The sequence below is a fragment of the Pseudoxanthomonas sp. LjRoot204_2 genome (assembly GCF_056175765.1).
In genome coordinates, this window is sequence record NZ_JBGFFG010000484.1 from 1 (window position 1) to 2,314 (window position 2,314).

The following is a 2,314-nucleotide window of genomic DNA, read 5'->3' on the forward strand; positions in this document are numbered from 1 at the left end:
CCGTCGCACATGCCGTAGAACAGCAGGATCGCCGCCGACAGCCAGAAACTGCGCGACAGGCCGAATGCGATGACCGCCAGGCCGAAGCCGGCCACGGCGAACAGCAGTACGCGCCCGGCGTGCTTCTGAAGGGGATGGCGGGCAAGCCACAGGCCCACGCAGACCGAACCCGCCGCCGGCATCGCACGCAGGATGCCGAGGCCCTCGGGTCCGTAATGGAGGATGTCGTGGATGAAGGCGGGCAGCATCGCCACCACGCCCCCCAGCAGCACCGAGAACATGTCCAGCGCCATCGCGCCCAGCATGATCTGGTTGTTCCAGACGAAGCGCGCGCCCTGCGCAATGCTGGCGAACACCGGCAGGCTGACTGCCGGCGGTCCGGGCTCCTCCACGCGAAGCCGTGCGAGTACCGTCGCCGCCATCAGCGCGAACACGACGGCCATCGCATACGACAGYGTCTTCCCGCCGAAGCCCACCAGCAGGCCACCCAGTGCAGGGCCCGTCACCAGCGCGGCCTGGAAGATCACGCTGCCCAGGCCGGCGGCACGCACGAAGTCTTCGCGTGGCAGGACCTTGGCGAACAGCGCGTTGTAGACCGGACTCAGGAAGGAACGCGCCATGCCGGTCAGCGCGATGGCCGCATAGATCGGCCACGTGCCCTCGAACGGCAGCCAGCCCGCGGACACCGCCACCAGGATCACCGCGGTCGTCGCCAGCGCACCGCACGCGATCATCCCCACCGGCCGTCGAGGCAGGTGATCGACCAGATACCCGGCGAACGGCGCCACGCAGAAGAACGGCAGCACTTCCGCCAGCCCCACGAGGCCGAGTGAGAACGGATCCCGGGTCAGCTCGTAGATATGCCAACCTACCGTGACCGCGACGATCTGGTACGACAGCAGCGCACAGATGCGGTACGCCAGCACCGCCGCGTACCCGCGATTGCGGAGCAGCGAGAACGCAGAGGGCTTGCCGGTTCCGCTCACTTCGCGTTCGCGGCCGTCTCGCGGATGAAGGCCAGCAATGACGCCAGGCCGTTGCTGCGGGTGGGTGAGAGATGCTTGGCCAGGCCGATGTCGGCGATGTAGTCGGGCGAGGTGGCCAGGATCTCCGACGCAGGCCGTCCCGCATAGACACGCAGGGCGAGGAAGATCAGCCCCGAAACGATCGCCGAGTCGCTGATGGCATGGAAATCCAGTTTCGCGGCATCGCCCTCGGGCACGATCCAGACCATCGACTGGCAGCCGAGCAGGCGATGCTCCTCGCGCTTCCACTCCTCGGGGAAGGCGGGCAGCTTGCGGCCCAGGTCGATGAGGTACTGATAGCGTTCGGACCAGTCGCTGAAGAAGGCGAATTCGTCCTTGATGGCTGCCTGCGCCTCGGCGGCGGTGGGTTCGAGCGGGAAGATCGTGTCGGTCATGAGGTGAGCGAGTCTGGTTCAGAAGCCCCTCTACCGTCGGGAGAGAGGTTGGGGTGAGGGTACGGCGGAGTCCTTGTGGTGCCGGCATCCTGATGTTGCCGCACCCTCATCCGGCGCTTCGTGCCACCTTCTCCCGACGGGAGAAGGAAAGATCGGCTCACGCGCGCTTCCAGCGCACGCCCTGCGGCGTGTCTTCGAGCAGGATGCCTTCGGCTGCCAGTTGGTCGCGGATGGCGTCAGAGCGTGCGAAGTCGCGGGACTTCTTCGCTGCCGTACGCTCGTCGATCAATGCCTGGATACGGGCATCGTCGTCTGACGAGGTGCCACGGGCAAACCACTCGGCAGGATCCTGCTGGAGCAGGCCGAGTACGCGGCCGGCGCCGAGCAGTTCGCTCTTCAATCGTCGCTTCTCCGTGTCGCTGCCGGCCTTGCGGGCCTCGGCGGCGATGCGCGCGACCTCGGCCAGCGCCTGCGGCGTATTGAGATCGTCGTCCAGTGCGTCCTCGATGACCTGCGGCGTGGCCGCAACAGCATCGACGTGGACCAGATCCCGCAGCGTTCCGTACAGCCGGTCCAGCGTGTTCTTCGACTGCTCCACCAGCGCCTCGGACCAATCCAGCGGCTGCCGGTAGTGCGCCGACAGCAATGCGTACCGCAGGGCTTCCGGCGGGTGCTGCTGCAGCAGGTCATGGACCTTTTCGATGTTGCCCAGCGACTTGCTCATCTTGGCTCCGCCGAAGTTGAGCATGCCGTTGTGCAGCCAGAAGCGCGCGAACGTCTTGTGCGACCCGTCTGCGTGCTTGTGCGCGCACTCGCTCTGCGCCACTTCGTTCTCGTGGTGCGGGAACTGCAGGTCCACGCCGCCGGCATGGATGTCGATGGTCTCGCCCAGGT

At 66.7% G+C, this 2,314-nt stretch carries 3 protein-coding genes; all 3 read right to left on the minus strand.

The window, feature by feature from the left end; all coding sequences use genetic code 11:
* A partial coding sequence (locus AC04L7_RS16920; RefSeq protein ID WP_475513481.1) for an MFS transporter occupies nucleotides 1-986 on the minus strand: 986 nt, incomplete at its 3' end.
* A complete protein-coding gene (locus AC04L7_RS16925) occupies nucleotides 983-1,420 on the minus strand; it encodes a SufE family protein (protein ID WP_296280228.1) in 438 nt (145 codons plus the stop codon). The genes AC04L7_RS16925 and AC04L7_RS16920, both read right to left, overlap by 4 nt.
* A gap of 157 nt (nucleotides 1,421-1,577) precedes the next feature.
* On the minus strand, nucleotides 1,578-2,314 hold a 737-nt coding region (locus tag AC04L7_RS16930), incomplete at its 5' end, for a DALR domain-containing protein (RefSeq protein ID WP_475513482.1).